The sequence below is a fragment of the Neorhizobium turbinariae genome, assembly GCF_023223505.1.
Classification (GTDB): domain Bacteria; phylum Pseudomonadota; class Alphaproteobacteria; order Rhizobiales; family Rhizobiaceae; genus Neorhizobium; species Neorhizobium turbinariae.
Genome location: NZ_JALPRY010000015.1, coordinates 161,274 through 185,106, shown reverse-complemented (window position 1 = coordinate 185,106; position 23,833 = coordinate 161,274). Strand labels below are relative to the sequence as shown.

The following is a 23,833-nucleotide window of genomic DNA, read 5'->3' as shown; positions in this document are numbered from 1 at the left end:
CACTGCCGCCAGGTCCGCCTCGCCGAGATACCCGAATTAGATCCTGAATAGAAAAGCCGGAGGATGTTCATCCTCCGGCTTTCTGTTTGTCTTTCGGTGTTGGCAGCGCGACCTATTCGGTCGCGTCACCGTTTTCGGAGCCGTCGTTGGCTGCCGGTGCATCGTTCTCGGTCTCAGCCTCAGCACCGACGTTACCACTCTCGCCGGTGATCTCGTCAGGCAGGACAACACCGTTGTCGTCGTCACCTTCCGGCTCGCTGATGCGCTCGACAGACACCACCTTCTCGTCCTTGGCCGTCGAGAAGATCGTGACGCCCTTGGTGGCGCGGCTTGCGATGCGGATGCCGTCGACCGGGACGCGGATCAGAACGCCGCCGTCAGAGACGAGCATGATCTGGTCCTTCTCCTCGACCGGGAAGGCAGCCACGAGTTCGCCGATTTCGGCCGTCTTCGAGGTATCGGTGGCGCGGATACCCTTGCCGCCTCGACCCGAGGTGCGGAAATCGTAGGACGAGGAGCGCTTGCCGAAGCCCTTTTCAGAAACGGTAAGCACGAACTGCTCGCGGGCCTTCAGTTCCTCGTAACGCTCGTCGGACAGTTGTCCCTCTTCGGTGACTTCCTCGCCTACCAGGGCGATGTCGTCTTCGTCGACACCAGCGGCACGACGCTCGATCGCGGACCGCTTCAGGTAGGCTGCACGTTCCCAAGGCTCAGCATCCACGTGGCCGACGATGGTCATCGAGATGATGCGGTCGCCTGGGGCCAGCGAGATGCCGCGGACGCCGATCGAGTTGCGGCCGGCAAAGACGCGCACGTCATCGACCGGGAAGCGGATGCATTGGCCGAGCGCGGTCGTCAGAAGCACGTCGTCGCGTTCGGTGCATGTTTCGACGGAGAGGATTTCATCGCCCTCGTCGTCGAGCTTCATGGCGATTTTGCCATTCCGGTTCACCTGGATGAAGTCGGACAGCTTGTTACGGCGTACCGTGCCCCGGGTCGTCGAGAACATGACGTCGAGGTTGTCCCACGTCGTCTCGTCTTCTGGCAACGGCATGATCGTGGTGATCCGCTCGCCCGGCTCCAGCGGCAACATGTTGATCAACGCCTTGCCGCGGGACTGCGGCGTGCCGATCGGCAGGCGCCAGACCTTTTCCTTGTAGACGATGCCGCGCGAGGAGAAGAACAGGACCGGCGTATGCGTGTTTGCCACGAACAGCCGCGTCACGAAATCTTCGTCGCGCGTCGACATGCCGGAACGGCCCTTGCCGCCACGGCGCTGCGCGCGGTAGGTGCCGAGCGGCACGCGCTTGATGTAACCGAGGTGCGAAACGGTGACCACCATGTCTTCACGGGCGATGAGATCCTCATCGTCCATGTCGGGGCCGCCTTCCATGATCTCGGTGCGGCGCGGCGTGCCGAACTCGTCACGAACGCCGGCGAGTTCTTCCTTGACGATCGAAAGGATGCGGATGCGCGACGACAGGATGTCCAGGTAGTCGCTGATTTCCGCGCCGATCTTGTTCAACTCGTCGGCGATTTCATCGCGGCCGAGAGCGGTCAGTCGTGCAAGACGCAGTTCGAGGATCGCGCGGGCCTGCTCTTCCGAGAGGTTGTAGGTGCCGTCCTCGTTGATCTTGTGGCGCGGGTCGTCGATCAGGCGGATCAACGGCTCGACGTCATGGGCCGGCCAGCGGCGCGTCATCAACTGCTCGCGCGCAGTCGCCGGATCAGGCGCACGGCGGATCAGGCTGATGATCTCGTCGATATTGGCAACCGCAATCGCAAGGCCGACCAAGACGTGGGCGCGCTCACGCGCCTTGCGCAGCAGGTATTTGGTGCGGCGGCTGACAACTTCCTCGCGGAAGGAGACAAACGCCCGCAGCATGTCGAGCAGCGAAAGTTGCTCCGGCTTGCCGCCATTGAGCGCCACCATGTTGCAGCCGAACGAGGTCTGCAGCGGGGTGTAGCGGTAGAGCTGGTTGAGGATCACCTCGGCATTGGCATCGCGCTTCAACTCGATGACAACGCGGTAACCCTGGCGGTCGGACTCGTCGCGCAGGTCAGAGATGCCCTCGATGCGCTTTTCGCGCACCAGTTCGCCGATTTTTTCGACCATCGTCGCCTTGTTCACCTGGTAGGGAACTTCGGTGATGATGATCTGCTCGCGGTCACCGCGCATCGGTTCGATGAACGCGCGCCCGCGCATGATGACCGAGCCGCGGCCGGTCTCATAAGCGGAGCGGATGCCGGAACGGCCGAGGATCAGAGCGCCGGTCGGGAAGTCCGGGCCGGGAATGATCTGCATCAGTTCAGACAGTTCGATGGCCGGATTATCGATCAGCGCGATGCAGCCGTCGATGACTTCCGACAGGTTGTGCGGCGGGATGTTGGTCGCCATGCCGACGGCAATGCCGCCCGCGCCGTTCACCAGCAGGTTCGGGAACTTCGCAGGGACGACGACGGGCTCGGATAGCGTGCCGTCGTAGTTGTCGCGGAAGTCGACCGTTTCCTTGTCGAGATCGTCGAGCAAGGTATGCGCCGCCCTCTGCAGACGGCATTCGGTGTAACGTTCGGCTGCTGGCGGGTCACCATCGATGGAACCGAAGTTCCCTTGGCCATCGATCAGCGGCAGGCGGAGTGACCAGTCTTGCGCCATACGCGCCAAGGCGTCATAGATCGCAGCATTGCCGTGCGGATGGTATTTACCCATCACGTCCCCGGTGACGCGGGCGCACTTCACATATTTCTTGTTCCAGTCGATGCCGAGTTCGGACATCCCGTAGAGGATGCGCCGGTGAACCGGCTTCAATCCATCACGAACGTCAGGAAGCGCGCGGCTGACGATGACGCTCATGGCGTAATCGAGATAGGACCGCTGCATCTCTTCCATGATGGAAATGGGTTCGATGCCTGGAGGCAGCTTTCCGCCGCCGGGTGTGCTTTGTTCAGTCAAATCGGATCACGATCTTTGTTCGGAATCAGTTGCATTTTTATAGCCGAAAGCAGCGGGAGGCGCCAATTTCGGGCAAGGTTTTGAACAGATTTCGCGGCTTGGATGCGCCGTATTCAGAGGTCCAGGAACGTTCAAGCCGTCGCCTTGGCAGGCTTCCATTCCCGGTTGGCTTGTCCTAACAATCTTGCGACCCAACTGCAAGGATTTGCAGCCCAGAAGGAGAGCCGATGCCAACGCCAGATATGCTGGTCAATGCCCTGACGACGATGTTGGTGACCCTCGACCCGCCCGGGCTTGCCCCGGTGTTCTTGGGTCTCACCGTCGGGATGACGGCGGTGCAGCGCCGCCAGGTGGCTTTCCGGGGCTCGATCATTGCCTTCGGGATCCTTGCCGTCTTTGCGCTGTTCGGCTCAAGCGTGCTCGGCCTGCTCGGCATTTCGATCGGGGCCTTCCGCATCGCCGGCGGCCTGCTTCTGTTCTGGATCTCGTTCGAGATGGTGTTTGAGCGCCGGCAGGAGCGCAAGGAAAAGACATCCAAGGCGGCGATCACCATCGACCATATCCAGAATATCTCGGTTTTCCCTCTCGCCCTGCCGCTGATCGCCGGGCCAGGCGCGATCTCCGCCACCGTACTGCTTTCCGGGACGTTCCCCGGCCCGCTAGACCGGGCGCTGCTCATCGGCATCATCGCGCTGATCATGGCGGTGCTTTACGCGACCCTTTTGATCGCAGAGCAGCTTGACCGTTTCCTCGGGGTAACGGGACGCGCCATCCTGACGCGACTGCTTGGTGTGATCCTTGCCGCACTTTCCGTGCAGTTCGTTCTCGACGGGATCCGCTCGGCCTTCAACCTCTGAGCTAGCGCGAAGACATCACCAAAGAAAATGGCGGCCCGAGGCCGCCATTTTTGTGTCTAGTCAGAACGGGATGTCGTCGTCGAGATCGCGGGAGAAACCTCCGCCACTCGCGGGCTGGCTGCCGCCGCGGCCTGCACCGCCACCGGACGGACGGCGCTCGTAATCGCCACCGCCACCGAAGTCATCACCGCCACCGCCGAAGTCGTTGCCGCGGCCACCACCACCGCCGTAACCGCCACGATCGCCGCCGCCTTCGCCGCGACCATCCAGCATGGTCAGGGTGGAGTTGAAGCCCTGGAGCACGATTTCGGTCGAGTAACGGTCATTGCCGCTCTGGTCCTGCCACTTGCGGGTCTGGAGCTGGCCCTCGATGTAGAGCTTGGCGCCCTTCTTGACGTATTGCTCCACAACCTTGGTCAGGCCTTCGTTGAAGACCACAACATTGTGCCATTCGGTCTTTTCACGGCGCTCGCCGGTATTGCGATCCCGCCACTGTTCGGACGTTGCGACGCGCAGATTTGCGATCGGCCGGCCGTCCTGGGTGCGGCGGATCTCCGGATCTGCTCCAACATTACCAATGAGTATAACCTTGTTGACGCTTCCAGCCATAGTCTCACCTTATCCGCCGCCGCACAGCGGCTCTTCGTTTCCGCCTCACCTTACCCCAAGCTTGCCGAGCATGGGGCGGTTCACAATCGTAATCCACAGTGTATTTTGTTCTTTATTTGTTCTAGTTCGTGATTATACTGGAGTCAATCCGAGTCGAATTGGCCGGTGACCTGAGCCGGTTTCGGCTCGACACCCGCCGATCAATCACTACATAAGGACCTTCAAACCTCCCCCGAAGGCATGACGATGAGTGAACTAAAGACCATTTCGATACGTGGTGCGCGCGAGCACAATTTGAAGGGGATCGATCTCGATCTTCCGCGCAACTCACTGATCGTGATGACGGGATTGTCCGGCTCCGGCAAGTCTTCCCTAGCATTCGATACCATTTATGCGGAAGGCCAGCGGCGTTACGTCGAGAGCCTTTCGGCCTATGCGCGCCAGTTCCTGGAGATGATGCAGAAGCCGGATGTCGACCAGATCGAGGGTCTTTCCCCGGCGATCTCCATCGAACAGAAGACGACGTCGCGCAATCCGCGTTCAACAGTCGGCACCGTCACCGAGATCTACGACTACATGCGCCTGCTATTCGCGCGCGTGGGCGTTCCTTATTCACCTGCGACGGGGCTTCCAATTGAAAGCCAGACCGTCAGCCAGATGGTCGACCGCATCCTCACCTTCGAGGAAGGCACGCGCCTCTACATCCTGGCGCCGATGATCCGCGGCCGCAAAGGCGAGTACAAGAAGGAACTCGCTGAACTGATGAAGAAGGGCTTCCAGCGCGTAAAGGTCGACGGGCAGTTCTACGAGATTGCCGATGTCCCTGCGCTGGACAAGAAGTACAAGCACGACATCGATGTTGTCGTTGACCGCCTCGTGGTTCGCTCCGACATCTCGGCGCGTCTGGCGGACAGCCTCGAGACATCACTGAAGCTCGCGGACGGCCTGGCGATCGCTGAGTTCGCCGACAAGCCGCTGCCTGCCTCAGAAACCGCTGCCGGCGGTTCGGCTAACAAGTCGCTCAACGAAACTCATGAACGGGTGCTGTTCTCCGAAAAGTTCGCCTGCCCTGTGTCCGGCTTCACCATCCCGGAAATTGAGCCTCGGCTATTTTCCTTCAACAATCCCTTCGGCGCCTGCCCGACTTGCGATGGTCTCGGCTCGCAACAGAAGGTGGACGAGAATCTGATCGTGCCGGAGCCCGCGCGAACACTGCGGGATGGAGCGATCTCGCCTTGGGCAAAATCCAGTTCGCCATATTACAACCAGACGCTCGAGGCGCTTGGCAATTCTTTTGGCTTCAAGCTATCGAGCCGCTGGAACGAGCTGTCGGAAGTGGCCCAGAAGGCGATCCTGCATGGGACCGAGGAGAAGATCGAGTTCCACTATGCCGATGGCGCCCGCTCCTACAAGACGGTGAAGAACTTCGAGGGCATCGTTCCGAACCTTGAACGGCGCTGGAAGGAAACAGATTCGGCCTGGGCGCGCGAGGAGATCGAGCGCTACATGTCGGCCGCCCCCTGCCCCGCCTGCAACGGTTTCCGTCTGAAGCCAGAGGCGCTGGCGGTGAAGATTAACAAGCTGCATATCGGCCAGGTTACGGACATGTCGATCAAGGTGGCGCGCGACTGGTTCGAGGCGCTGCCGGAGCAGTTGAACGCCAAGCAGAATGAGATCGCAGTTCGAATCCTGAAAGAGATCCGCGAGCGCCTTCGCTTCCTGAACGACGTCGGGCTGGATTACCTCAGCCTGTCGCGCAATTCCGGCACCCTGTCAGGTGGTGAAAGCCAGCGTATCCGGCTCGCATCGCAGATCGGCTCAGGTCTTACCGGCGTGCTCTATGTTCTTGACGAGCCGTCGATCGGCCTGCACCAGCGCGACAATGCCCGCCTGCTCGAAACGCTCAAGCACCTGCGCGACATCGGCAATACGGTGATCGTTGTGGAGCATGACGAGGACGCGATTCTAACGGCGGATTACGTGGTCGATATCGGCCCCGCTGCCGGTATCCACGGCGGCCAGATTGTTGCCGAAGGAACGCCGCAGCAGGTGATGGCGAACCCGAAATCTCTGACCGGCAAGTACCTGTCGGGCGAACTTGGCGTCGCTATCCCGGCGGAACGGCGCAAGCCGAAGAAGGGCAAGGAGCTCAAGGTCTTTGGTGCCCGTGGCAACAACCTGAAGAATGTCACCGCGGCGATCCCGCTTGGTGTCTTCACGGCGGTGACGGGCGTTTCTGGCGGTGGCAAGTCCACCTTCCTGATCGAGACGCTTTACAAGGCGGCTGCACGTCGCGTCATGGGCGCGCGCGAAATCCCGGCCGAACACGACCGGATCGACGGGTTCGAGCATATCGACAAGGTGATCGACATCGACCAGTCGCCGATTGGTCGCACGCCGCGCTCCAACCCGGCGACCTATACCGGCGCCTTCACGCCGATCCGCGACTGGTTTGCCGGCCTGCCGGAAGCAAAGGCGCGCGGTTACCAGCCCGGCCGTTTCTCGTTCAACGTCAAGGGCGGCCGCTGCGAAGCCTGCCAGGGCGATGGCGTGATCAAGATCGAGATGCACTTCCTGCCGGACGTCTATGTCACCTGCGATGTCTGCCACGGCAAGCGCTACAACCGCGAGACGCTGGATGTCACCTTCAAGGGCAAGTCGATAGCCGACGTGCTGGACATGACGGTCGAAGAGGGCGTCGAGTTCTTCTCCGCCGTTCCGGCCGTGCGCGACAAGCTGCAGTCGCTGTTTGATGTCGGTCTTGGTTATATCAAGGTCGGACAGCAGGCGAACACGCTTTCGGGTGGCGAGGCGCAGCGCGTCAAGCTAGCCAAGGAATTGTCGAAGCGGTCGACCGGGCGCACGCTTTATATCCTCGACGAGCCGACTACGGGGCTGCATTTCCATGACGTCGCCAAGCTGCTGGAAATGCTGCACGAGCTCGTCAACCAGGGCAATTCGGTAGTGGTGATCGAGCACAATCTCGAGGTCATCAAGACCGCCGACTGGATCATCGACATCGGCCCGGAAGGCGGTACCGGAGGCGGTGAAGTCGTTGCCGCCGGTACGCCGGAACAAGTGGTCAAGGAAAAACGGTCTTACACCGGCCAGTTCCTCAAGGAGCTTCTGGAGCGCCGGCCGTTCAAGAAAATCGAAGCCGCGGAATAAGTTTCCGCGCGTTGGGGGGAGCGATGAGCAAGGCAGGTACGATCCGGACGGGCATTGGCGGTTGGACCTTCGAGCCGTGGGAAGTCACGTTCTATCCTGACAAGCTGCCGAAGAAGCGGCAGCTTGAATATGCTGCGAGCAAGCTCAAGGTGATCGAGGTCAACGGCACCTACTACGGGTCGCAAAAGCCCGAAACCTTCGCCAAATGGGCTTCGGAAGTGCCCGAAGGTTTCATCTTTTCGCTGAAGGCGAGCCGCTTCACCACGAACCGGAAGGTGCTTGCGGAGGCCGGTCCGTCGATCGATAAGTTTCTCTCGCAAGGCCTTGCTGAGCTTGGCGAACACCTCGGTCCGCTGCTTTGGCAATTCGCGCCGACGAAGAGGTTCGAGCCCGAAGATTTCGAAGCTTTCCTCCAGCTTCTTCCTGCCGAGCTTTCGGGGCTACCGCTCAGGCACGTTGTCGAAGTGCGGCATGACAGCTTCAAGGTACCGGAGTTCGTGGAACTACTGGCAAAGTATAATGTCGCGCCCGTCTGTGCCGAACACGCCGAGTACCCGATGATTGCGGATGTCACGGCTGACTTCGCTTATGCCCGACTTCAGAAGGGATCGGACGCGATCAAGACATGTTATTCCGAGGACGAACTGCAGGCTTGGTCCGATCGGCTGCGGATATGGTCGGAAGGCGGCGTGCCGGACGACCTGCCGCTGATCAACCCGAGCCGCAAGCCCAAGCAGCAACCGCGCGACGTGTTCGCCTTCTTCATCCATGAGGGCAAGGTCAATGCCCCCTATGGCGCGATGGCCCTGCAGGAAAAGCTCGACGGCTAGCCGAGCGGCGCCAGTTTTGCGCCGGCGGCCTTGGCAAGATCCTCTGCCGTCATTCCTGGCCCTGCGCGCCTGGCGGCCTCGCCATGCAGATAGACGCCTGCCGCCGCCGCCTCGAAGGCAGGCACGCCTTGAGCCAAAAGAGCGCCAATCATCCCGGCGAGCACATCGCCGGATCCGGCGGTCGCAAGCCATGGCGGCGCGTTGCTGTTGATAAAGGCCCGCCCATCCGGGGCGGCGATGACGGTGTCCGCACCCTTGTAGACGATGGCGGCATTGGTGAGTTTTGCTGCCGCGACGGCCTTCTCAACCTTGCCGAGTTCAGCGTCATCAGCAAGATCCGGAAACAGCCGTCCGAATTCGCCTTCGTGCGGCGTGAGCACCAACTGTGTCGCTCCTCCCGCATAGGCGTCGAACAGCAGCGCGCGGTGGTTGCTGAAGGATGTGATCCCGTCTGCGTCGAGCACGAGTGGGCGTCCGTCCAGCGCCAGGACAAAATCACGCGCCTTTTTCCCGACGCCAAAGCCTGGCCCGAGCACGAAAGCTGATAGCTTGGCGGTCTCCAGCCACTCCCGGAGGGCGTCCATGTCGTTGACCTCGTGCAGCATCACTGCTGTGAGGTGAGCCGCATTGTCCGCCATCGCGTCCGGCGGCGCCGCCACCGTCACCAAGCCAGCGCCGGCGTGCAATCCTGCTGTCGCGGAGAGGCGGGCGGCGCCGGTTTTGCCTGCGGGGCCGGAAAACACGGCAAGGTGGCCGCGACGGTATTTGTGCGTTTCCTCGCCCGGTGTCGGGATCAGGTGGCGCCAGAGATCGGGCGCGTTCTCGCGCGTTTGGCCAGCAACAGAATGGATGATCCTGTGCGGGATGCCGATGTCGAAAACCTCGATGTCGCCGCACAGAGAACGCCCGGGAAGCAGGAGGTGGCCGGGTTTTCGCGTCATGAAGGTGACGGTATGGCTGGCGCGGAAGGCAGCGCCGAGCATAGTGCCGCGCTTGCCGCAGACGCCCGACGGAAGATCGACCGCGAGAACTGGAACACCGCGTTGCTCCACACACCTGATCAGGTTGACGATGGTTTCCGGAACCTCCCGTGCCAGCCCCGCCCCGAACAAGGCATCGACAACCACATCGCCTCGCGCGGGCTCGTAGAGCTCCAATCTTTGGGGTGGCAAAGGACATAGCTCCAGGGCGCGCTTTGCATCTCCCTTCAGCGCGTTCACGTCCCAGAGGTAATGCACGACAACTTTGGCGCCTGCTTCGGTGAGCGCTCTCGCCGTGACATAGCCATCGCCGCCATTGTTTCCGGGTCCGCAAAGGACGGCAAATCGACGTGCCCCTGGAAAGTGCCGCAAGGCTGACGCAGCGACAGCGCGCCCTGCCCGCTCCATCAGGTCCAACGAGGGAATGCCGGATTGAGCGCTGGACGCATCTGCGGCGGCCATTTCTGTCGGTGTCAGGATGAGATTGCTGATTTCCTGCTTCATGAGGTTATTGGAACTGCAGCATGGTCAGAAAACAAGCGGAATTTCAGACTGCCTGATGCCGAAATGGCAGGCATTTGCACACCGAATAGGCGCAAGGCGCATCTATTGCTTCGAAAGCCCGCTCGCACTTCTGATCTATCGCGTCCTTCACCAACGATGTTCTCGACCGCTCCGGCCTCACTATCCCCGCCACGGCCAGCGTTTGGGAAAGTCGTCCGGTTTTCGTGCAAAACCGCATTATTTTTTTGAATGTCTCTTCCGACTTTGGCACGATACCTGCATTTGTAGGCGCACGCAGGTAAAGACCTGCGCCAGGGGAGAAGCGGAGACATAGTTTCTCATGAAAAAGATCGAAGCGATCATCAAGCCTTTCAAGCTCGACGAGGTGAAGGAAGCCCTTCAGGAAGTCGGCCTGCAGGGCATTACCGTCACCGAAGCGAAGGGCTTCGGCCGTCAAAAAGGGCATACCGAGCTTTACCGAGGCGCCGAGTACGTCGTTGACTTCCTTCCGAAGGTCAAGGTTGAGGTCGTCCTGGCGGACGAGAATGCCGACGCCGTCATCGAAGCCATTCGGAATGCCGCCCAAACTGGACGGATTGGAGACGGCAAGATATTCGTTTCGAATGTCGAAGAGGTCATCCGCATCCGGACCGGCGAAACCGGCGTCGACGCTATATAAAGCCCGCCATTCATTGTCCTGCCGCACTCAGCGCAGGCTTCATCGTCATCGCACATCGAGGAAGTTCATATGACGAGCGCAAGCGAAATCATGAAACAAATCAAGGAAAACGACGTCAAGTTCGTGGACCTTCGCTTTACCGATCCCCGCGGCAAGCTGCAGCACGTCACCATGGACGTTGCCGCTGTCGACGAGGACATGTTCACCGACGGCGTCATGTTTGACGGCTCCTCGATCGGCGGATGGAAGGCCATCAACGAGTCCGACATGGTGCTGATGCCGGATCCGGCGACCGTGCACATGGACCCCTTCTTCGCGCAGTCGACCATGGTCATCATCTGCGACATCCTGGATCCGGTTTCTGGGGAAGCCTATAACCGCGATCCGCGCGGCACCGCCAAGAAGGCCGAAGCCTACCTGAAGGCATCCGGGATCGGCGACACCGTGTTCGTTGGGCCTGAGCCCGAGTTCTTCGTCTTTGACGACGTCAAGTACAAGGCGGATCCTTATAACACCGGCTTCAAGCTCGACTCGTCCGAACTGCCGTCTAACGACGATACCGACTACGAGACCGGCAACCTTGGCCACCGTCCGCGTGTCAAGGGCGGTTACTTCCCGGTTCCGCCGGTCGACAGCCTGCAGGACATGCGCTCCGAAATGCTGACGGTCCTCGCTGAAATGGGCGTCGTCGTCGAAAAGCATCACCACGAAGTAGCGTCCGCCCAGCACGAGCTCGGCGTGAAGTTCGACACGCTGGTGCGCAACGCCGACAAGATGCAGATCTACAAATACGTCGTGCACCAGGTTGCCAATGCCTATGGCAAGACGGCGACCTTCATGCCGAAGCCGGTCTTCGGCGACAACGGTTCGGGCATGCACGTCCACCAGTCGATCTGGAAGGATGGCAAGCCGACCTTTGCTGGCGATGAATATGCCGGTCTGTCGGAGAGCTGCCTGTATTATATCGGCGGCATCATCAAGCACGCCAAGGCGATCAACGCCTTCACCAACCCGACGACGAACTCCTACAAGCGTCTCGTTCCTGGTTATGAAGCGCCGGTGCTGCTGGCCTATTCCGCCCGCAACCGTTCTGCGTCCTGCCGCATTCCTTTCGGCTCCAACCCGAAGGCAAAACGTGTCGAAGTTCGCTTCCCCGACCCGGCACAGAACCCCTATCTCGGCTTCGCTGCCATGCTGATGGCCGGCCTCGACGGCATCAAGAACAAGATCCACCCGGGCAAGGCCATGGACAAGGATCTCTACGACCTGCCGCCGAAGGAGTTGAAGAAGATCCCGACGGTTTGCGGCTCGCTGCGCGAAGCGCTCGAAAGCCTCGACAAGGACCGCAAGTTCCTGACCGCCGGCGGTGTATTCGATGACGACCAGATCGACGCCTACATCGAGCTCAAGATGACGGAAGTCATGCGCTTCGAAATGACGCCGCACCCGGTCGAGTTCGACATGTACTACTCGGCCTGATCGGGTCGACACGTCACACGCGTTCAGCGGCGGGCTCCGGCCCGCCGTTTCCGTTTCAGCCGTCTTGTCACTGCATGGTGCGCCGATGCCCTCGCCTACTCCGAAGTCGCCCCGGCCTGGCGACTGGCTCCTCTTCGTGATGGCGCCGGTCTTCTTTCGAGCAACCTGATTTTCGGGCGCGGCATCATCGGCGAGATCGGACCGTTCATCACCGCCTTCGTCCGCTGGTTCGGGTCAGGCCTGATCATGGTGCCGATCTTGTACGCAACCTGGCCGGTAGCGCGCGGCTTTGTCCGGAACCACACCTGGCTATGGTTATGGCTCGGCTTCCTGAGCATCGGCATCTGCGGCGGGCTGGTCTATTGGGCGTTGACCTTGACGACCGCTTCCAACGCCACGCTGATCTACACCACGTCGTCGCTTTTCATCATCCTGCTGGAATGGGCTTTTTGCGGGGCGGCGCATCAGCTTGCGTGAACTGCTGGGCATGATCGTCGCTTTTGCCGGCGTCGCGGCAATCGTGTTGCGCGGCGATCTGGCCGCCCTCACGCATATGCGGTTCAACATCGGCGACTTCGGCATGCTGAGCGCCGCAATCGCCTTGGCGTCTATTCGGTCCTTCTGCGCCGTCCAGCCGCGCAAGCGGTGCCGCCACTGACGCTCTTCGGGCTGATGTCCTTTTCCGGATCGCTCGTGCTCCTGCCGCCTGCGATCTGGGAGCACTGGAATGGTGGCCTGCTACCCTCCACGCTGAACGCCTGGTCGATGATCGCCGGCATCATCCTCCTTGCCTCCCTTGCCGCCTTTTTCTGCTTCCAGCACACGGTGCGCGTCTTTGCCCCGGCGACTGCAGGCGCAACGCTTTACATGATGCCTCCGGTCTCGATCATCATGGCGGTGATCTTCCTCGGGGAAACATTCGAGACCTACCAGGCCGTTGGAATCATTCTCGTGCTCGGTGGTGTAATTCTCGCCACGGCCAAGATGAAACGGCCCCGCCTGCGCAATGCTTAGCAGTGGAACGAAGACCAGCGACATGCATTAGTCTCTTGATGTCGGAGAAAATTATTCCCACATTAGGTTCCGAAAGGACGTCGCACCATGAAACAGAGAAACGCCAAATTTACCATCGGTGAAGTGGTTCGCCACAAGGTCTTTCCGTTCAGGGGCGTGGTGTTCGATGTGGATCCGGAATTCGCCAATACAGACGAATGGTGGAATTCTATTCCAGCCGAAATCCGCCCAGCGAAAGACCAGCCGTTCTACCATCTGCTCGCCGAAAACGACGAAAGCGAATACGTCGCTTATGTTTCGGAGCAAAACCTTGAGCATGATGAGAGCGAGATGCCTCTGCGCAACCCGCAGGTCTACCAGATCTTCGACCGCGCGCCTTCAGGCCAGTTGAAGCCGAAGGTCATCCTGGCGCACTGAACCAGCCACAAGTTCGAGCACAAATAAAAAGGCCGGCGAAAACGCCGGCCTTTTTGTTCAGTGGTCCGTGAAGGATCTTACTGACCCTGCTTGGCTGCGTTCTGCGCATCCTCAAGCTTCTTGCGGGTCTCTTCAGCCTTCTTCTGCAGGCCTTCTTCAAGGCTGCGCTGGCTCTGGGCAATCTGCTCCTGCGGCATGGCCGGGCCGTCGAAGGCGCCGGTGAAGCCGGTCAGCGGAATCTTGATCGGGTTCGGCGCACGGCGGAAGTTGACCGAGGTGAAGATCACTTCGGTACCCTTCTTCATGCTGGTGATCATCGCGTCGGTCAGCGGCACTTCAGCGGTGCACTTGTCCGGCAGGCAGACCACGTAGTCGAGTTTCTGGCCCTTGCCGCCATCGATCTGCATCACGATGCCCGGGGGTACGAGGCGCGCGGTCGGCACGGAAACCTGCAGGATCTTGCGGTTCACCTTGCCTTCAACGGTGATGAGGCCGACAGCGGTGATCAACTGGCCGTTCTGGGCGGCGATGATGTTCTGTACCACGCAGAGATCGCTGTCATCCTGCTTGGTGCAGGTCTTGAACCAACCGAGCGGCGGGGCACCCGGAGCAGCCGCGGCGGGAGCGTCCTGGGCAGAAGCTGCAACCGGCAGCGCGCTTGCACCGACCGAAAGAGCAAGGGCGGACATAGCCGTCCGCAGAACTTGGGTTGCCTTAAGCATCATAACGAGATCCGTCTCCTGAAAACCGTTGGGGCCGGCCATCGCCGAACAAACTCCGTCGGGGTGTCCTACTGCCCGTCACCTGTCGTTCAAATGAGGCAATTGAATGACCCGCCCGTCCGGCAACCTGTTACATCGCGACCGGTCCGATATCCAGTCCCCTCGTCCAATTTTGTGATAAAACGTTAACGACGACGGCCAGACTGCAGGCGGAACAGCCATTGGTCGACGCGCGCGCTTCCGTTACCTTGGAGGCGAATCAAACCTGATCTTCGAGAACCATGCGACACCTGCTGCCATTCATCGCCGCTCTCCTTATAGGCTCACAAGCGACCGCAGAACCGGTTCACGGCATCGCCATGCGGGGTGAGCCGGCGCTCCCTTCTAGCTACCAACACTTCCCGTATGTGAAGCCGGACGTGAAGAAGGGCGGCCGGATCAGCTACGGCGTTGTCGGCACGTTCGACAACCTGAACCCGTTCATCCTGAAGAGCATGCGAACGACGGCGCGCGGCCTGTGGGACACAATCTTCGGCAACCTCTTGTTCGAATCGCTGATGACGCGCTCCAGCGACGAGCCGTTCTCGCTCTACGGCCTGCTGGCCGAAACAGTCGAGATGGACGACGACCGCACCTACATCCAGTTCAACCTCAATCCCAAGGCGAAATGGTCTGACGGGGAACCGGTGAAGCCTGAGGATGTCATCTTCACCATGGAGCTCTTGCGCGACAAGGGACGCATCCCCTTCTCCGGCCGGCTGGCTGCCGTAGAGAAGATGGAAAAGGTTGGCGAGCACAGCGTGCGCTTTACCTTCAACGAGAAGGCGGACCGCGAATTCCCGCTGATCCTGGCGAGCGCCACGCCGATCCTGCCCAAGCATGCCATCGACCCCGAGCGTTTCGACCAGAGCACGCTGAAGTACCCTATCGGTTCGGGGCCATACCGGGTCAAGGCTGTCTCGCCGGGCGAACGGATCGTCTACGAGCGCAATCCCGATTACTGGGGCGCGGATATCCCTTCGAAAATCGGGTTCGACAACTACGACCAGATCTCGGTGGAATATTTCCTCCAGGAGAACACGCTGTTCGAAGCCTTCAAGAAGGGTGCTGTCGACATCTACCTCGAAGGCAGCCCGACCCACTGGACGCGGGCTTATGATTTTCCGGCGGTGCAGCGCGGCGACGTATTGAAGGAGTCCTTCAAGCCGCAATTGCCGACCGGCATGCTGGGCTTCGTGTTCAACACCCGCCGTCCGATCTTCGCTGATGCCAATGTTCGCGAAGGCCTGTCGCTCGCGTTCGACTTCGAGTGGGTGAACCGCAACCTGTTTGACGGCGCCTATACGCGCACCGAAAGCTATTGGCAGAACTCGCCGCTGAGCGCGCTCGGCAATCCCGCAGAGCCCAGGGAACTCGAACTGCTGGGCGCTGCCAAGGACAAGGTGGCGCCGGCCATTCTCGATGGCAGCTACCGCCAGCCCAGGACCGACGGTTCGGGTGCCGACCGAAAGGTTCTTCGCCAGGCGGTGGAGAAGCTGAAGGCCGGCGGCTACACGATCAAGAACGGCCGCATGTCGGATGCTGCTGGCAAGCCTCTCGCCTTCGAGGTGATGACGCAGACTGCCGACCAGGAGAAGCTTGCCATCGCCTACCAGCGGACGTTGCGGATGATCGGGGTCGATATGTCGATCCGCACCGTCGATGACGCACAATACCAGGCGCGTTCGGGCAACTTCGACTACGACATGATCGTGAAGTCCTATCCGTCGTCGCTGTCCCCGGGCATTGAACAAGTGAACCGATGGGGCTCTGCGTCGAAGGATCGGCAGGGCAGCTTCAACTTCGCCGGCGCGGCCGATCCGGATCTCGACCGTCTGATCGGGTCGATGATGACGGTGCGCAGCCAACCGGATTTCGAGGCGACGGTGAGGGCTTACGACCGGATGCTGCTCTCCGGCCACTATCTCGTGCCGCTCTATCACATTCCCGATCAATGGGTGGCGCGATGGAGCCATATCAGCTACCCCGAGAAGCTGCCGCTTTACGGCTACCAGCTCAACACGTGGTGGGACAAACGCGCGCAATAAGGCCGCGCGGCATCCACTCGGAAAGGACACTTGCCATGGAACGCATCACCATCGACATCGTCTCGGACATCGTCTGCCCGTGGTGCTATCTCGGCAAGGCTCGCCTGGAGCTCGCGATTGCAGATGTGCAGGATGAGATCGGCGTCGACATCAACTGGCGCCCCTACCGGCTCAATCCGGAGCATCCGCCGGAAGGCGTCGACCATCAAAAGCACCTGGCGGAGAAGCTGGGCGGCAAGGATGCGGTGGAGCGCTCCCACGGGATGCTCACCAAGCTCGGCGAAGAAGTCGGCATCCGCTATAACTTCGAAGCGATCAAGATTGGCCCCAATACCCTCGATGCCCACCGGCTGCTGCACTGGGCGCTGATGGAAGGTCGTGAGGCGCAAGACCGGGTGGCAAGCGCGCTCTTCAAGGCGAACTTCGAGGAAGGGCGTAATGTCGGCGACCACGCGGTACTGGCCGATATCGCCGAAGCCTGTGGTCTCGACCGCAAGGTGATCGAAAATCTTCTTAAGACGGATGCAGACAAGGAAACGGTTCTGTCGGAGATCGACGCGGCCCAGAAGATGGGCGTCAACGGCGTGCCCTTCTTCATCATCGACGGCCAGTACGCGGTGAGCGGGGCTCAGACGCCGGACGTGTTGTCGAACGCCCTGCGCGAGATCGCCAAGCTCAAGGGCGAGGCTCGCAAGAGCATGATCTAATGCCAGACGCCGATCGCCACGGCATCCATATCAAATCGTTCAAACCGCCGCCCTTGTTTCAAGAGGCGGCGGTTCTGTTTGCAGTCGGCCTAGCTCGCCTTCGCAAGCTCGGCGAACTGCTTCATGATCTGGGCAGCGACCGTCAGCCGCTTTTCCGGTGTCGGCAGATCGCGGTTGAGGAAGACGCTCTGGTCCGGACGGATCTTGGCCATCACGCCCTGCTTGGCGATGTAACCAACCAACGCGGCCGGGTTCGGGAACTGCTTATCGCGGAAGGTGACGACGACGCCCTTCGGCCCTGCATCCAGCTTTTCGACATTGGCCGTGCGGCACAAGGATTTGATGTAGACCACCTTGAGCAGGTTCTGGACTTCGACCGGCATCGGTCCAAAGCGGTCGACCATCTCGGCACCGAAACCATCGATTTCCTGCAGGTCCTCGAGTTCGCCAAGCCGGCGGTAGAGGCCCATGCGCAGATGCAGGTCCGGCACGTAGTTTTCGGGGATCATTACCGTGATGCCGACGGAGATCTGTGGCGACCAGCCGGTGTCGACGATGTCGCTCTCGCCCTTCACCTCGGCGACCGCTTCTTCCAGCATCTGCTGATAGAGCTCGAAGCCGACTTCCTTGATGTGACCGGACTGCTCTTCGCCAAGCAGGTTGCCGGCACCGCGGATGTCGAGGTCATGGCTGGCCAGCTGGAAACCAGCGCCCAACGTGTCAAGCGACTGGAGCACCTTGAGGCGGCGTTCCGCCGTAACCGTCAGTTGCTTGTTCACCGGCAAGGTGAAGAGGGCAAACGCCCTCACCTTCGAACGGCCGACGCGGCCACGCAGTTGGTAGAGCTGCGCCAGGCCGAACATGTCGGCACGGTGCACGATCAGAGTGTTGGCCGTGGGCACGTCCAGACCTGATTCAACGATCGTTGTCGAAAGCAGAACATCATATTTGCCGTCGTAGAAGGCGTTCATGATGTCTTCGAGTTCGCCAGCGGCCATCTGGCCGTGCGCGACGGCAACCTTCAGTTCCGGCACATCCGATTGAAGGAAGGCCTGGATCTCCGGCAAGTCGGCGAGCCGCGGGCAGACGTAGAAACTCTGTCCGCCACGGTAGTGCTCGCGCATCAACGTTTCGCGGATCACCAGCGGGTCGAAAGGCGAAATGAAGGTGCGCACCGCCATGCGGTCCACCGGTGGCGTGGTGATGAGGGAAAGTTCCCGCACCCCGGTCATAGCAAGCTGCAGCGTGCGCGGGATCGGTGTTGCCGAAAGCGTCAGCACATGCACGTCGCTCTTCAACTCCTTCAGCCGCTCCTTGTGCTTGACGCCGAAATGCTGCTCTTCGTCGATGATCAGCAGGCTGAGGTTGGCGAACTGGATGCCTGTGCCCAGCAGCGCATGGGTGCCGACAACAATGTCGACCTTGCCGTCCGCCAGGTCTTTCTTGGTCTGCGCCAGTTCCTTCGCCGAGACCAGGCGCGAGGCCTGGGCGATCTTGATCGGCAGGCCGCGGAAACGTTCGCTGAAGGTCTTGAAATGCTGGCGGGCCAGCAGCGTCGTCGGAACAACCACCGCTACCTGCGCACCGTTCATGGCCGCGAAGAAGGCAGCACGCAACGCCACCTCGGTCTTGCCGAAACCGACGTCGCCGCACACCAGGCGGTCCATCGGGCGTCCGGCCGCCAGGTCTTCGCGGACCGATTCGATTGCGTTTTCCTGATCTTCGGTTTCGTCATAAGGAAAGCGTGCCGCAAACTCGTCATAGAGCCCTTCCGGCGTCGACAGCACCGGGGCACGCCGCACCATTCGGGTGGCGGCAATGCGGATGAGGTCACCTGCCATGTCGAGCAGGCGCTTCTTCAGCTTTGCCTTGCGGGCCTGCCAGGCACCACCGCCCAGCTTGTCAAGTTGGGCTTCGGCGGCATCGGAGCCGTAACGCGACAGGAGGTCGATGTTTTCAACCGGCAGGAAGAGCTTGGCTTGGTCGGCGTAGTGAAGCTCAAGGCAGGCTCGCGGCGCGCCGGCCGCTTCGATCGTAACCAGGCCGACGAACTTGCCGATACCATGCTCGGCGTGCACGACAAGCGAGCCTTCGTCGAGGCCCGCGACCTCGGTCAGGAAGTCCGCAGCGCGCTTGCGGCGCTTGCCACGGCGCACCATGCGGTCGCCGAGGATGTCCTGTTCGCCGATGACGACGAGGTCACCGGTTTCGAAACCGCCTTCCAGGCTAAGCACGGCGGCGGCGGCCTCCCCCTTTTCGAGCTTGTTGAGGTCAGCCAGCTTGTCGATCTGGCGGATCCGCTTAAGGCCGCGCTCGTCCAGCACCTGCAGCAGGCGGTCGAGCGATCCTGCGGACCAGCCGGTGACAAGCACTTTGCTGCCCGCGGCACGTTTGTCGGCGATATGCTTCACCACCAAGTCGAAGACATTGATGCGCTCGTCGCTATCCGTCTTCTCGGCCTGGGCCTTGGCCCAACGCGGGCCAACATGGGCATCAACGGTCACGACGCGGCGTGCTTCTGCATCCATCTCGTTGAATGGCGTGAGCCGCAGCGCGCCTGCCTCATCCAGCGCGTCGCCGAAGGCTTTGGCATCGAGGTAGAGCTGCCCCGGCGAGACCGGCTTGTAGGGCGTCGCCTGCGCCGTCAGCCCCTTGCCTTGCGAGCCAGAATCCCGACGCGCCTCGAAATAATCAAGCACCAGCTTCGATCGCTCACTCGCCGCTTCGCGGGCATTGTGATCGGTGACGATGCGAAAGCCCTTGAGGTAGTCGAAGGCGGTTTCCAGCCTGTCGTAGAACAGCGGCAGCCAGTGCTCCATGCCGGCATAACGGCGTCCTTCGGAGACCGCCTGGTACAGCGCATCATCGCGCGTCGCGGCTCCAAACAGTGACAGATAGTTCTTGCGGAAACGGCTGATCGTATCCGGCGTCAGCGTCACCTCGCTCATAGGGTTGAGATCGAGTGATCGGGCCTGCCCTGTCGTCCTCTGGCTCGCCGGGTCGAAGGAACGGATCGTCTCGAGCGTATCGCCGAAGAAATCGAGCCGCACCGGCTCCTCTGTGCCGGGAACGAACACGTCGAGGATACCACCGCGAACGGCGAACTCACCGACCTCCCGAACCGTCGCGACGCGCTCAAAGCCGTTGCGCTCCAGCCGAGCGGCAATATCGTCCATCCGGATCTGGTTGCCGGGCTTGGCGGAGAACGCCAGGCTCTCGATCACCTCCGCCGGCGCAATCTTCTGCAGCATGGCGTTGACGGTGATCAGGACGATCGCAGCGTGCGGTTTCTTCGCGTGCGAGATCAGCCCCGAAAGCGCAGAAAGTCTACGGGCGGAGACATCGGCACTCGGCGAAACCCGATCGTAAGGCAGGCAGTCCCAGGCCGGCAGCGTCAGCACCGGTATTTCCGGTGCGACGAAGGACAGCATCTGCTCGAGGTCGAGGAGTTTCTGGCCATCCGACATGACGTAGGCCACCGACTGACCGGCCCGCACCAGTTCGGCGAGTACCATCGGCTCCATGCCGGTTGGCACGCCGCCGATGATCATCGGCACCGAGGAGGCCGCGATCTTCTTTGCATCGAATCCGGAGATCATTCAGGCTGTCCCAGCTTTTCCTGAAGCGAAGCTTTGGTGACGGGATCAAAATCCGGCTCGTAAGCGGCAACGCGCGCAAAAAGTGGCGTGTTTCGGTCCGCCGGCAGTGGTCTTGCGCCGGTAATCCAGGCGTGCAGGTCGTGGTCATCCTCGGCCATGATCTGCTCGAATTCGTCGAGTTCGGTTTCGGAAAGTGTGGTAATCTCGGCCTCGGCAAAGCTGCCGAAAACCAGATCCATTTCGCGGATGCCGCGATGCCAGCAGCGGTAAAGAATGCGCCGGCGGCGCGGGTCGAGGTCCGCGCTTGTGCGCGCCAGTCCAGTCATGTGCAAGTCCCTGTTTTGCGGATCATATAGGGCCGTTTTCTCGCCGCGTCACCTTGCCAAGCGTGCAAAATCTATCGCATCTAACGTTCATGCGTCCGGCTCTGCTTGATCCCCTTTTCGCCTCCGTTTCTTCCCTGCCCGGTGTTGGGCCGAAGATTGCGGACCTGATTGCGAAGGTGACGGGCGCAGACGAGGAGGACGCCCGGGTGGTGGATCTCCTGTTCCACGCACCTTATTCGCTGATCGACCGCCGCAACAAGCCCGGGATTGCCTTTGCGCCGCAGGGCGCCATTGTCACCATCGAAGGTCGCGTTGACCGCCATCAGCCGCCGCCGCGCGGCAAGCCCAATGTTCCTTACCGCGTGTTTCTGCACGACGAAACCGGCGAACTGGCGCTCACCTTCTTCCGCGCAAAGGGTGATTGGCTGGCAAAGTCACTGCCCATAGACGAACAGGTTGTCGTGAGCGGCAAGGTCGACTGGTTCAACGGCCGCGCCTCGATGGTGCACCCTGATCTGATGGTGAAAGCGTCAGAAGCCGAGGACATGCCGCTGGTGGAGCCCGTCTATCCGCTGACCGCAGGCCTGACGCCGAAGACTCTCAGGAAAGCCATCGAAGGTGCGACGGCACGTATCCCGGAACTGGCGGAGTGGGCGGACCTGAGCCTCGTGCAGCACCAGGGCTTTCCGTCCGTCGCCGATGCGTTCCGGCGGCTTCATGACCCACGCGACGACAAGGATATTGATCCGCAAGCGCCGGCGCGGCGGAGGCTTGCCTATGACGAATTTCTCGCCGGTCAGGTATCCCTGTCGCTGGTGCGCCAGAAGGTGCGCAAGGTTCCGGGTAAGCCAATCCGCGTCGAAGGCGCGCTGGCCGCGAAAATCCTGAAGGCACTGCCGTTCACCCCTACCCCCAGCCAGTCCACGGCGGTGGAGCAGATCCTTGCCGACATGGCTGGCGAGGAACGAATGCTGCGCCTGCTGCAGGGCGATGTTGGAGCAGGCAAGACGCTCGTAGCCCTGCTTGCCATGGCGGCCGCGGTTGAAGCGGGTGGTCAGGCGGTGCTGATGGCGCCCACAGAAATTCTTTCCCGCCAGCACCATGCGACGATCTCAAAGCTGGCCGCCGCGGCGGGCATTTCCGTGGAGGTCCTGACGGGGCGGACCAAGGGACGCGAGCGGGAAAACATCATCGAGCGGATCGCATCTGGCGAGGCACAGATCATCATCGGCACCCATGCGCTGTTCCAAGATGCGATCAACTACAAGAACCTGCTTCTCGCGGTGGTCGATGAACAGCATCGTTTCGGCGTGCACCAGCGACTGCGTCTGACCGCAAAGGGCATCTCGCCGCACATGCTGGTGATGACGGCGACGCCGATCCCGCGCACGCTCGTGCTTGCGGCCTTCGGCGACATGGACGTGTCGAAACTCACCGAGAAACCTGCCGGGCGCAAGCCAATCCAGACCGTGACGATCCCCACCGAGCGGATCGGCGATATCGTCGGCCGCCTCAGGAGTGTGATTGCTGAAGGCAAGAAGGCCTACTGGATCTGCCCACTCGTGGAGGAATCGGACGTTTCGGAGCTGATGTCGGCGGAGGAGCGGTTCGCGGTGCTCGCCGCCGAACTTGGGCGGGAGAATGTCGGGCTCATTCACGGGCGGATGGCTGGACCTGAAAAGGATGCGGTGATGGGCGCGTTCAAGGACGGTCAGATCCGCCTGCTAGTCGCGACGACTGTGGTTGAGGTCGGTGTGGACGTGCCTGATGCGACCATCATGGTCATCGAGCATGCCGAGCGCTTCGGGCTCGCGCAGCTTCACCAGTTGAGGGGCCGTGTCGGGCGCGGTAGCGAGGCCTCGACCTGCATCCTGCTTTACAAGGGGCCGCTCAGCGAAACCGGCCGCGCGCGTCTTTCGATCCTGCGCGACAGCGAGGATGGCTTCCTGATCGCCGAAGAAGACCTGAAGCTGCGCGGTGAAGGCGAACTGCTTGGTACACGCCAGTCCGGCACGCCCGGCTTTCGGCTGGCGAGCCTGGAGGCGCATGCGGACCTTCTCGAGATCGCCCGAAAGGATGCAGCCTACCTGCTCGAGCGCGACCCGGACCTGACGAGCGAACGCGGGCAAGCGCTGCGGACGCTGCTTTACCTGCACCGGCGTGACGAGGCGATCAGGTTCCTGCGGGCCGGATAGGTGCAACAAGAGCCGGAACCGGTTGTCCCTGCGGCTTGTATTCCGGGGCGATCAGGCCGCCCGAGATCAACAGGCGAGCACCCTCTTCCGGCGTCATGTCGAGCATGATGACCTTGCTTCTCGGCACGAACATCAGAAAGCCCGCGGTCGGCACCGGTGTTGGGGGCAGGAAGACGCCGATCATTTCCTCGCCATCAGCATTGAGTTTTGCAGCGATTTCCCCCTGCGCATCACCCGAGATGAACACCAGTGCCCACATTCCGGGGCTCGGGAACTCGATGAGGCCGCATTTCTTGAAGGAGGTCGACTGCTCTTTCAGCACCGTCTCCAGGATCTGCTTCACGCTGCGGTAGATCGTGCGCACCAGTGGCATGCGATGAAGGATCGATTCGCCAAAGTTGACGATCGAGCGGCCGATCAGGTTCTTGCCCAGGAAACCGACGATGGTGATCAGCAAGACGGCAATCAGCAGGCCGGTACCAGGGATCGCGACATCCAGGTAATATTGTGGATCGTAACGCTGCGGAATGTAGGGCGTAACCCAGCTGTCCGCCCAATCAATGAAGGTGAAGGTCAGCCATATCGTGATCGCCAGAGGCGCACAGATGATCAGGCCGGTGAGGAAATTGTTCCTGAGGCGGCCGGCCAGCGAGATTCGCTCTGGACTGTCGCTCATCGGGTTTCCTTACATCATCTGCGCATTGCGG

The 23,833-nt window shown here is 61.1% G+C and carries 16 protein-coding genes and 1 pseudogene; 10 read left to right on the top strand and 7 right to left on the bottom strand.

Features of this window, described 5'->3' with window-relative positions; all coding sequences use genetic code 11:
- Positions 1 to 112: 112 nt before the first annotated feature.
- The gene (gyrA, locus tag M0654_RS14280; RefSeq protein ID WP_390920324.1) at positions 113 to 2,953 is read right to left on the bottom strand and encodes a DNA gyrase subunit A; all 2,841 of its coding nucleotides are present in this window, start codon (positions 2,951 to 2,953) and stop codon (positions 113 to 115) included.
- Positions 2,954 to 3,180: 227 nt separating this feature from the next.
- Here gyrA and M0654_RS14275 point away from each other — a divergent pair, with 227 nt between their 5' ends.
- The gene (locus tag M0654_RS14275; protein WP_118849721.1) at positions 3,181 to 3,810 is read left to right on the top strand and encodes a MarC family protein; all 630 of its coding nucleotides are present in this window, start codon (positions 3,181 to 3,183) and stop codon (positions 3,808 to 3,810) included.
- Between the two features lie 60 nt (positions 3,811 to 3,870).
- Here the strand turns inward: M0654_RS14275 and M0654_RS14270 are convergent, their stop codons facing one another.
- Positions 3,871 to 4,419 carry a single-stranded DNA-binding protein gene (locus M0654_RS14270; protein ID WP_248683704.1) on the bottom strand — a complete coding sequence of 183 codons (549 nt, stop codon included), beginning with the start codon at positions 4,417 to 4,419 and terminating at the stop codon, positions 3,871 to 3,873.
- Positions 4,420 to 4,665: 246 nt separating this feature from the next.
- On the opposite strand from M0654_RS14270, the gene uvrA reads away from it, so the two are divergent.
- The gene (gene uvrA / locus M0654_RS14265; protein WP_248683703.1) at positions 4,666 to 7,587 is read left to right on the top strand and encodes an excinuclease ABC subunit UvrA; all 2,922 of its coding nucleotides are present in this window, start codon (positions 4,666 to 4,668) and stop codon (positions 7,585 to 7,587) included.
- 23 nt (positions 7,588 to 7,610) lie between these two features.
- A complete protein-coding gene (locus M0654_RS14260) occupies positions 7,611 to 8,417 on the top strand; it encodes a DUF72 domain-containing protein (protein WP_248683702.1) in 807 nt (268 codons plus the stop codon).
- Here M0654_RS14260 and M0654_RS14255 read toward each other — a convergent pair.
- Positions 8,414 to 9,901: an NAD(P)H-hydrate dehydratase gene (locus tag M0654_RS14255; protein WP_248683701.1), complete on the bottom strand. Its 1,488-nt coding sequence runs from the start codon at positions 9,899 to 9,901 to the stop codon at positions 8,414 to 8,416. The two genes, M0654_RS14260 and M0654_RS14255, sit on opposite strands and share 4 nt — an antisense overlap.
- Positions 9,902 to 10,241: 340 nt before the next feature.
- On the opposite strand from M0654_RS14255, the gene M0654_RS14250 reads away from it, so the two are divergent.
- From M0654_RS14250 to hspQ, 4 genes and pseudogenes are all read left to right on the top strand, one after another.
- The gene (locus tag M0654_RS14250) at positions 10,242 to 10,580 is read left to right on the top strand and encodes a P-II family nitrogen regulator (RefSeq protein ID WP_007753933.1); all 339 of its coding nucleotides are present in this window, start codon (positions 10,242 to 10,244) and stop codon (positions 10,578 to 10,580) included.
- Between the two features lie 69 nt (positions 10,581 to 10,649).
- A complete protein-coding gene (gene glnA, locus M0654_RS14245) occupies positions 10,650 to 12,059 on the top strand; it encodes a type I glutamate--ammonia ligase (RefSeq protein ID WP_118849717.1) in 1,410 nt (469 codons plus the stop codon).
- Between the two features lie 85 nt (positions 12,060 to 12,144).
- Positions 12,145 to 13,073 (top strand): annotated as a pseudogene (locus M0654_RS14240) (DMT family transporter).
- Between the two features lie 87 nt (positions 13,074 to 13,160).
- Positions 13,161 to 13,490 (top strand): heat shock protein HspQ, encoded by a 330-nt coding sequence (gene hspQ / locus M0654_RS14235; RefSeq protein ID WP_118849715.1) that lies wholly within the window; start codon positions 13,161 to 13,163, stop codon positions 13,488 to 13,490.
- Positions 13,491 to 13,567: 77 nt separating this feature from the next.
- On the opposite strand, the gene M0654_RS14230 is transcribed toward hspQ, so the two are convergent.
- Positions 13,568 to 14,215, bottom strand: a complete 648-nt coding sequence (locus tag M0654_RS14230; protein ID WP_248683700.1) for an invasion associated locus B family protein — start codon at positions 14,213 to 14,215, stop codon at positions 13,568 to 13,570.
- Between the two features lie 278 nt (positions 14,216 to 14,493).
- Here M0654_RS14230 and M0654_RS14225 point away from each other — a divergent pair, with 278 nt between their 5' ends.
- Positions 14,494 to 16,299, top strand: a complete 1,806-nt coding sequence (locus M0654_RS14225; protein WP_248683699.1) for an extracellular solute-binding protein — start codon at positions 14,494 to 14,496, stop codon at positions 16,297 to 16,299.
- 35 nt (positions 16,300 to 16,334) lie between these two features.
- A complete protein-coding gene (locus M0654_RS14220; RefSeq protein ID WP_248683698.1) occupies positions 16,335 to 17,006 on the top strand; it encodes a DsbA family oxidoreductase in 672 nt (223 codons plus the stop codon).
- Between the two features lie 89 nt (positions 17,007 to 17,095).
- On the opposite strand, the gene mfd is transcribed toward M0654_RS14220, so the two are convergent.
- Together mfd and M0654_RS14210 are read right to left on the bottom strand one after the other, a co-directional pair.
- Positions 17,096 to 20,605: a transcription-repair coupling factor gene (gene mfd, locus M0654_RS14215; protein WP_248683697.1), complete on the bottom strand. Its 3,510-nt coding sequence runs from the start codon at positions 20,603 to 20,605 to the stop codon at positions 17,096 to 17,098.
- On the bottom strand, positions 20,602 to 20,931 hold the full coding sequence (locus tag M0654_RS14210) for a succinate dehydrogenase assembly factor 2 (protein ID WP_248683696.1): 330 nt from the start codon (positions 20,929 to 20,931) through the stop codon (positions 20,602 to 20,604). Before M0654_RS14210 ends, mfd begins: the two co-directional genes overlap by 4 nt.
- Positions 20,932 to 21,020: 89 nt before the next feature.
- On the opposite strand from M0654_RS14210, the gene recG reads away from it, so the two are divergent.
- A complete protein-coding gene (gene recG / locus M0654_RS14205) occupies positions 21,021 to 23,126 on the top strand; it encodes an ATP-dependent DNA helicase RecG (RefSeq protein WP_248683695.1) in 2,106 nt (701 codons plus the stop codon).
- Here the strand turns inward: recG and M0654_RS14200 are convergent.
- Positions 23,104 to 23,802, bottom strand: a complete 699-nt coding sequence (locus M0654_RS14200; RefSeq protein ID WP_118849709.1) for a DUF502 domain-containing protein — start codon at positions 23,800 to 23,802, stop codon at positions 23,104 to 23,106. The genes recG and M0654_RS14200 overlap by 23 nt on opposite strands.
- Positions 23,803 to 23,833: the final 31 nt, after the last annotated feature.

Coding starts and splice junctions, on each gene's coding strand:
- M0654_RS14230 (WP_248683700.1), bottom strand. CDS start 14,215: ATGATGCTTAAGGCAACCCAAGTTCTGCGGACGGCTATGTCCGCCCTT.
- M0654_RS14225 (WP_248683699.1), top strand. CDS start 14,494: ATGCGACACCTGCTGCCATTCATCGCCGCTCTCCTTATAGGCTCACAA.
- M0654_RS14210 (WP_248683696.1), bottom strand. CDS start 20,931: ATGACTGGACTGGCGCGCACAAGCGCGGACCTCGACCCGCGCCGCCGG.
- M0654_RS14260 (WP_248683702.1), top strand. CDS start 7,611: ATGAGCAAGGCAGGTACGATCCGGACGGGCATTGGCGGTTGGACCTTC.
- hspQ (WP_118849715.1), top strand. CDS start 13,161: ATGAAACAGAGAAACGCCAAATTTACCATCGGTGAAGTGGTTCGCCAC.
- M0654_RS14255 (WP_248683701.1), bottom strand. CDS start 9,901: ATGAAGCAGGAAATCAGCAATCTCATCCTGACACCGACAGAAATGGCC.
- M0654_RS14275 (WP_118849721.1), top strand. CDS start 3,181: ATGCCAACGCCAGATATGCTGGTCAATGCCCTGACGACGATGTTGGTG.
- M0654_RS14220 (WP_248683698.1), top strand. CDS start 16,335: ATGGAACGCATCACCATCGACATCGTCTCGGACATCGTCTGCCCGTGG.
- recG (WP_248683695.1), top strand. CDS start 21,021: ATGCGTCCGGCTCTGCTTGATCCCCTTTTCGCCTCCGTTTCTTCCCTG.
- glnA (WP_118849717.1), top strand. CDS start 10,650: ATGACGAGCGCAAGCGAAATCATGAAACAAATCAAGGAAAACGACGTC.
- mfd (WP_248683697.1), bottom strand. CDS start 20,605: ATGATCTCCGGATTCGATGCAAAGAAGATCGCGGCCTCCTCGGTGCCG.
- M0654_RS14250 (WP_007753933.1), top strand. CDS start 10,242: ATGAAAAAGATCGAAGCGATCATCAAGCCTTTCAAGCTCGACGAGGTG.
- uvrA (WP_248683703.1), top strand. CDS start 4,666: ATGAGTGAACTAAAGACCATTTCGATACGTGGTGCGCGCGAGCACAAT.
- M0654_RS14270 (WP_248683704.1), bottom strand. CDS start 4,419: ATGGCTGGAAGCGTCAACAAGGTTATACTCATTGGTAATGTTGGAGCA.
- M0654_RS14200 (WP_118849709.1), bottom strand. CDS start 23,802: ATGAGCGACAGTCCAGAGCGAATCTCGCTGGCCGGCCGCCTCAGGAAC.